A 6,034-nucleotide genomic window follows, 5' to 3' on the forward strand; every position below is an offset into this window, starting at 1 on the left:
ATTTCATCTCGCGCGAAATCTTCGTCAAGATCCTCGATGACACCGAAGAACATATCGACTGGCTGGAAACGCAGATCGATCTGGTAGCCAAGGTTGGCATCCAGAACTATCAGCAGACCATGATGGGGCGGCACTGGCGACGCCATTGTCTTCGACGCCGACCAGCCCCACGCGCTGCGCAATCCCGGGAGCACGGAAGCGCGCGCGTATCAGGTCACGGTGAATGCGGAAACGCCACCGCGATGGCATGTGCCGGGCGACTCGCGGCGTATCGACGAGACAAATTAAGTTCGCCAGCCAACGCGCCGCCACCAAGCGGCGCTGCAACATTGGCTGGCATGTTGTATCCTGAAATTAGTCGCGGTTTTTAAGTGTCCAGCGACAAATCAGTACGTCTTCAGGGCGGGGTGTAATTCCCCACCGGCGGTATGCGTCAGGTTTTCAAAGCCCGATGCGAGCCCGCGAGCGCCCGTGGACCGGATCGTAGTGTTTTTACGAACCGGACCACGGGGTCAGCAGATCTGGTGAGATGCCAGAGCCGACGGTCATAGTCCGGATGAGAGAAGATGTGCAGATGGTCATGTTCGTATCGCGTGTTTGTCGTGGCGTTTTGACGTCCGCGCCAGGTGTTGCGTGCCGTTCTGCCTGTTTGCAATGCCCTGAAACGTTTTTCGCCCATTTCTTTTGCGAGAGCGTTTCATCATGTCCGTAGCTGCTTCCAGCCTCAATTGCTTCACTCCCGACGCATTCGCCGACTTCGAGCAACTTCGCTCGGCCGAAAATTCCGTCAAGACCCCTCCCCGAATCGCCGCCGCGCTGCAAGCCTTGCGCGAAGGCCGCGCCGTTGCATTGCTCGACGACGATGACCGCGAAAACGAAGCCGACCTGATCTACGCGGCGGAAAAGCTCGACGTTGAAGGCATGGCGCTGATGATCCGCGAGTGCAGCGGGATCGTGTGCCTGTGCCTGCCGGACGACGCCGTGCGCGCGCTGCATCTTCCGCCCATGGTCGCCGACAACGGCAGCAAGTACGGCACGGCCTTCACGGTATCGATAGAAGCACGCGAAGGCGTCACCACAGGCGTGTCCGCCGTGGACCGGCTGACGACGATTCGCGCGGCGATTGCGGATGGCGCGAAGCCGGGCGATATCGTGAGTCCGGGTCACGTGTTTCCGTTGCGTGCGCAACCGGGCGGCGTTCTCACGCGGCGCGGACATACGGAAGGGACGGTCGATCTCGCGATTCTCGCGGGCCTGAAACCCGCCGGCGTGCTGTGCGAACTCATGAACCCGGATGGAACGATGGCACGAGGCGCGCAAATCGATGCGTTCGTGAAGGAGCGGAATATCCCGGTGCTGACCATCGCAGAACTGGCGGATTTCCGGATGGCGTTGGCAGACGCTCGGGAAACCCTTCAGGAAACGCACGCAGCCGAAGAAACCGTCTAACGCGGCTTCCACACAAAAAAACGCGGCTCGAGAGCCGCGTTTTTTTCTTCAAGCACAACGTCAAGGCTGCGCCTTCAAAACCGCTCCGAACTTCTTGTAGAGCCAAACCGAGCAAGTCGCGGTCGTCGCCGTGTAAAACAGAGTGACGATGCTCTGCACGACCAGCAAACCCACGGTCAGGCTATCGGTGGAAGCTGCCGTCGCCAGCATCTCTGTGACCACGGTGAACACTGTCGCAATCGCCACGATCGGCAAGATGGCAACCACGGCCGTCGATGCAATCGCCCAGAAATGCCCGCGTGAATCTTCCCACGCGGCGCGCCATGCAAGCCGCCCACCCGCCGCGGTGTGAGGAAACAGCAGCGCAAGGCGCGCCGACACGTAGCTCATGCCGCAAAGCGCAAGGATGGCGAGCGTGGCAGTCGCTGCCATCGATGTCCCGCTCGACAATCCCGCCAGCCGCATGAGGATCCACGTGATCACCACTACGATAGTCGCCCCCACATAGGCCGCGACCAATGCGATGCACAGCAGGAAATAGCGGCGGAAACCGGCGTCCCAGAGGCGTTTTGGCTGTGCTTCCACGCCGGACGCGCCCGGCTTTGCGTGCAGCGTCATCGAAAAGCGGATCACCTGGACCGCCAGCACCGCAATCACGAGCGACTGCAGGAACGCGAGCCCGAGCGATGTGAGCGAATGACCCAGCGCGGCGCCGTGGACGGCGCTGCCATCGGTCATCGATGAAAGCGGGCTGGCCGAAGGCGGCGCTGAGATTTGTTCCTGATATCCGGCGATGCCCGTGCCGAGCACGAGGACGAACGCCAGCAGGAAAAGCGTGGGCATGCGCCGCACGGACAACGCGGCGTCGCGCCATGCGCCCCTCAGGCATTGGCTCAGCGTGATGTCTTCCATAAAACCCCGGTCGAAAAGCGTGTTGAAGCGCGGATTGCAGCAATCAGCTACTTGGTGACGAATTGCGGCGCGCACGACACGCTAATCGGTTGAGGTCGCCGGGTCAATGACATCGACCCACAGGGAATGTCAGAGCGCATCGGCCGGTCCACAATGCAGTAATGCAACAGTATCTTGACCGACCTGGTCGTCCATCGGGGAATTGGTCCTTTCGGCATTGATCGTCTGCCTAGTCGCGCCAATATCCCGCCGGTGGCGTGTATTTGACCGGAGATCTTCTCGAATGTTTGGATTAAATGTATTTCCGGTGCATACCGAAATCGCCGCCGATTCAACCCCGACCAAGCCGTCGCAGCAGACCCCATCGCTGCTGCGAATAAAAGAGTGCAAAATAATCATCTCGGTGGCCCATTGCCTGTGTCCGAAAGCCGGGAAGGCCTGTCAACAGCTAACAATAGCGGCGCGCTTGAGACTACATTAAAGAAAAGGGCCCATGTTTGTTTGAGACGGCCCGATATCATTGGATACGAACCACACTAGCTGATAACGCCGAGCACGCCAAGAAAGCCTCGAGTCTGTCATGACGCCCCTTCCTGATGCGGATGATAAGTCGCGTCGGTGACTTCCGGGAGACCGATTACGGGTATATCGGCCTCTCGTGGTAGAGCAAGCATATTAAAGGACGCGGCATTGCCGTAGATATTTTCCTGGATGCCGAAAAAGTTTGCTGGATTGAACAGCTGCGGAATGTGCCACCAGAGCCGATAGTCCTGGCTCCATAGCCATTCGATCAACGCCTGCGACTTATCATCCCGGTCGTTCTCCAGATACAGTACAGGGCGCGATGCGGCCAGAAGATTAACGGCCCCGTGCAGCGTATGTAGTTCAAAGCCCTCTACGTCGATTTTAATCAGGCCGACTGGGTGGTCTGCAAGTACGTCGTCCAGGCGAACACAAGGTATTGCAATGTCCTGATTAGCCGGGCTTGCATGCATGGATACGCCGCCGAAGTTGCCCGGTGCGTTGTAGTCAGGCGAGGAAAAGTACACGGTCTCTGCTTTAGCCCCACACGCCCAGGGCCATGCGCGTACATTCGTAATGCCATTAAGTGCAAGATTGGCGCACAAGTTCTGGAAAATGAATGGTTGCGGCTCGAAAGCGAACATCTCACGTCGTTGTTGGGCCGCCTGTCTGGCGAGCGCAACGGTATGCGTGCCTACATTGGCACCAACCTCGACGACAGCACCCGGGCGAACAAACAACTGGCTCAGAAACTGCCCTTCGATCTCGGCATACTCGCCGTATTCGAGCATCGCTTTGCCGATGTAGAAGTCGCTGGGGTTTGCGAGCATCCATCCATGCCTGGCTTGAACCAACGTATAGGGTTCGGCAACTTGCATAATCTGCCTTTCAGGCGGCCTATCGGTCGATAAGTTCATGTGCTGAAGTTCTTTCTGATCTTGAAGAAGGAATGTATCGCGCGTCATAAATTCGATGAGGCGTCCGATCTCAGTCCCGCAGTTCCCGAAACGACCCGATCTCACTAAAGCGCGTCAATGCGTTGGTCGCTGACCGGCCTGAAAAAACGTTCGTTGTACTAGGCAATGTGTACAAGGACGCCGTCGTGCCAGACATGCCGAAACACGGCCAGCCGCGCCCCGGATATCAGTAGTATAAAACGGTATTCGACGCATTCCTGAGCATTGACAATAGTTAACGAAATCCCTGATCGCGGAAGATATGGACGTCGCTCCGCGCACGCACACGTGCGAAAGGAACATCGCACTGCAGACCGACGCGCATAAGTCAGCGGGATCGGCCATGTGCTGACCGAAGTCACCAGCGGGGCCTCGACCGAGCGATCGGCATTGGCTTGCCTCTCGACCACAGCACAGGGCCGTCTGGTGTTGAATCCGTTTGCATTGCTCGCAGAATGGGACATCACGTCATCCGGTAGCGAACGCAGCGTACCTGTCCTAAGCGTGAGGAAAGATTTGGAGCGGTGGCAGCCGGTTCTTGCAATGTAATCCTGCTGCCAGCGCGCTTGGCCCGAGTATGCACCGCATCTTTTTTAATCGACGCAAAGTCGCGATTGCCTGACAACACAGCGGCGCGCACGCGATTAAGCGTCCTGGCGGGTTCCGGTGCTTCGGCGCACTCGGACGGCCGCAGATAACAATTGCGCGCACTGAGCGCGAGGCCATTGGCGTCGCGCATGGTCTCAGCCGCGACAGTCTCCGGGGGCAAAGCGCGCGGGCGCGTGGCCACGGCCATCGAGACGGCCTGCATACCACGTCACGGCGAGCGCCACGATCGCCACTACCGCCGCAACCCACGGCAGCGAATCCAGCGGATGACCTTGCTGCAGCACCACGCCGCCGAGCCACGCGCCGCCGGCGTTACCCAGATTGAACGCGCCGATATTGAGCGTCGATGCCAGGTTCGGCGCGTGTTTCGCCTTCTCCACCACCCGGGTTTGCAGCGGCGGCACGGTCGCAAACGCGGCAATGCCCCAGATGAAAATCGTGATCGCGGCGAGGATCTGGTTGTGACTGGTCTTTGCGAACACGGCCATGATGATGGCGAGTGCGACCAGAATGCCCATCAGCGACGGCATCAGCGCCCGGTCGGCGAGCTTCCCGCCGATCGTATTGCCGATCGTGAGTCCAACGCCGAACAGCACCAGCACGAGCGTCACGCCGTGGGGCCCGAAGCCGCTGACCTGCTCGAGGATCGGCGCAATATAGGTGAACACCACAAAGACGCCGCCGAAGCCGAGCACCGTCATGGCCAGTGCCAGCCAGACTTGCGGCTCTTTCAGCACGCGCAGTTCGTGGCCGAAGTTCGACGGTCCTGAATCGTGTTTGTTGGGAACGAGCGCAGCCACGCCGATCAGCGACACGAGCCCGAGCGCCGATACCACCCAGAACGTCGCGCGCCATCCGAACTGCTGCCCGATAAACGTCCCGAACGGCACGCCCAGCACGTTTGCGAGGGTGAGCCCGGTGAACATCAGCGCAATCGCGCTTGCCCGCTTTTCAGCCGGAACGAGCGACGCCGCGACAACCGCGCCGATGCCGAAAAACGAGCCGTGCGCGAACGATGTCACCACGCGCGCCACCATCAGCATCGAATAGCCGGGCGCCATGGCACACAAGACGTTGCCCACGATAAATACGCCCATCAGCAATTGCAGCGAAAGTTTGCGCGGCAATTTTGCGGTGAGTACGGCAAGCAGCGGCGCGCCGACGGCCACGCCAAGCGCATAGCCAGTGACGAGAAAGCCGGCAGACGGTATCGATACAGCCAGATCGCGGGCCACATCAGGCAGCAGGCCCATGATCACGAACTCGGTCGTGCCGATGGCAAAGGCGCTGATGGCAAGCGCTAGAAGTGGGATAGGCATGGGAAGGTCCTAGGTATTAAGAAAGCTGGATGACAAATTCGACGACCACGCCGGGCGCAAGCTGCACGAACACTTGGCGTTCGCGGGAAACCGGCACGTCGGCTTCGGAAAACGGCACGGCATGCTCGTGCAGACGCGCAGATGGCAAGCGCTAGAAGTGGGATAGGCATGGGAAGGTCCTAGGTATTAAGAAAGCTGGATGACAAATTCGACGACCACGCCGGGCGCAAGCTGCACGAACACTTGGCGTTCGCGGGAAACCGGCAC

5 protein-coding genes, 2 pseudogenes and 1 riboswitch are annotated in these 6,034 nt (G+C 59.5%); of the genes and pseudogenes, 3 read left to right on the forward strand and 4 right to left on the reverse strand.

Translation table 11 applies throughout. The features are described from left to right. The 3 genes and pseudogenes from ACRXB1_RS28170 to ribB all read left to right on the forward strand — a co-directional run. A pseudogene (locus ACRXB1_RS28170) lies at positions 1-128 on the forward strand (bacterioferritin); the annotation flags it as partial. A 4-nt stretch (positions 129-132) separates the two neighbouring features. Beyond that, a pseudogene (locus tag ACRXB1_RS28175) lies at positions 133-288 on the forward strand (cupin domain-containing protein); the annotation flags it as partial. A gap of 101 nt (positions 289-389) precedes the next feature. Then, positions 390-572, forward strand: a riboswitch (FMN riboswitch). A gap of 130 nt (positions 573-702) precedes the next feature. Continuing rightward, positions 703-1,449 (forward strand): 3,4-dihydroxy-2-butanone-4-phosphate synthase, encoded by a 747-nt coding sequence (gene ribB / locus ACRXB1_RS28180; protein ID WP_375508363.1) that lies wholly within the window; start codon positions 703-705, stop codon positions 1,447-1,449. A gap of 60 nt (positions 1,450-1,509) precedes the next feature. Here the strand turns inward: ribB and ACRXB1_RS28185 are convergent, their stop codons facing one another. From ACRXB1_RS28185 to ACRXB1_RS28200, 4 genes are all read right to left on the reverse strand, one after another. Further along, complete coding sequence (locus ACRXB1_RS28185; protein WP_449493895.1) at positions 1,510-2,361, reverse strand: hypothetical protein; 852 nt, start codon at positions 2,359-2,361, stop codon at positions 1,510-1,512. Between the two features lie 578 nt (positions 2,362-2,939). After that, entirely contained in the window at positions 2,940-3,800 is an 861-nt protein-coding gene (locus ACRXB1_RS28190) for an FkbM family methyltransferase (RefSeq protein ID WP_375507945.1), read from the reverse strand. Between the two features lie 502 nt (positions 3,801-4,302). After that, complete coding sequence (locus ACRXB1_RS28195) at positions 4,303-4,578, reverse strand: pantoate--beta-alanine ligase (RefSeq protein ID WP_449493896.1); 276 nt, start codon at positions 4,576-4,578, stop codon at positions 4,303-4,305. Positions 4,579-4,582: 4 nt separating this feature from the next. Beyond that, positions 4,583-5,767 (reverse strand): MFS transporter, encoded by a 1,185-nt coding sequence (locus ACRXB1_RS28200; RefSeq protein ID WP_449493897.1) that lies wholly within the window; start codon positions 5,765-5,767, stop codon positions 4,583-4,585. Positions 5,768-6,034: the final 267 nt, after the last annotated feature.

This window comes from Caballeronia sp. M23-90, assembly GCF_053574605.1.

Coding starts and splice junctions, on each gene's coding strand:
- ACRXB1_RS28200 (WP_449493897.1), bottom strand. CDS start 5,767: ATGCCTATCCCACTTCTAGCGCTTGCCATCAGCGCCTTTGCCATCGGC.
- ACRXB1_RS28190 (WP_375507945.1), bottom strand. CDS start 3,800: ATGAACTTATCGACCGATAGGCCGCCTGAAAGGCAGATTATGCAAGTT.
- ribB (WP_375508363.1), top strand. CDS start 703: ATGTCCGTAGCTGCTTCCAGCCTCAATTGCTTCACTCCCGACGCATTC.
- ACRXB1_RS28195 (WP_449493896.1), bottom strand. CDS start 4,578: ATGCGCGACGCCAATGGCCTCGCGCTCAGTGCGCGCAATTGTTATCTG.
- ACRXB1_RS28185 (WP_449493895.1), bottom strand. CDS start 2,361: ATGGAAGACATCACGCTGAGCCAATGCCTGAGGGGCGCATGGCGCGAC.